This is a genomic window from Rhodococcus sp. T2V (assembly GCF_029269925.1).
Classification (GTDB): Bacteria; Actinomycetota; Actinomycetes; order Mycobacteriales; family Mycobacteriaceae; genus Rhodococcus_F; species Rhodococcus_F koreensis.
Window position 1 is genome coordinate 1 of sequence record NZ_JARJBD010000375.1, and the last position, 546, is coordinate 546.

The 546-nt window shown below is 64.1% G+C and carries 1 protein-coding gene; it reads left to right on the forward strand.

Annotated features, from left to right (window positions below; genetic code table 11):
• Positions 1-119 precede the first annotated feature (119 nt).
• Positions 120-509: a nuclear transport factor 2 family protein gene (locus P3H15_RS54450; RefSeq protein WP_276144894.1), complete on the forward strand. Its 390-nt coding sequence runs from the start codon at positions 120-122 to the stop codon at positions 507-509.
• Positions 510-546: the final 37 nt, after the last annotated feature.

Sequence of the window (546 nt, forward strand, 5' to 3'; positions counted from 1 at the left end):
CCTCGACGCCGCGGTCACCGAACTCCACGACACCCACATCCACGTGGAGTAACCCGCACGACTTTGTCCGGATTCGGAACCGGCAGTCAGGCCCCGGCACGAGGGAGAGGAAAAGCGCGTTGAGTGAGAACATCGTTCGGTTGATGGAGGAGAACCTGCGGGCGGTGTTCAACGAACGTGACCCGCAGCGGCGCCTGACGGTGGTACGCCGAAACTATGCCCCCGACGTCCGCTGGTCGGACCCGGAGGGGACGATCATCGGCCAAGACCGACTACACGAGAGGGCGCAGGAACTGCTCGACGGCCCGTTGTCGGGCCTGACGTTCACCCAATCAGGTCCGGTCTACCAGACCGCCAACCTGGGCCTGCTTGCCTTTGACGTCGTCCCGCTCGATCGAGCCGCCGGCGCCGGATCGAGTGGGCCACTGATCTCCGGGTACGACGTCGCGATCGCCGAAAACGACGTGATCGCGCAACTGTTCACCGTGATCACCACCGTGCCCGGGTGACGAGAAGGGATCTCCTGGTAGCGAATCTGTGACGAAC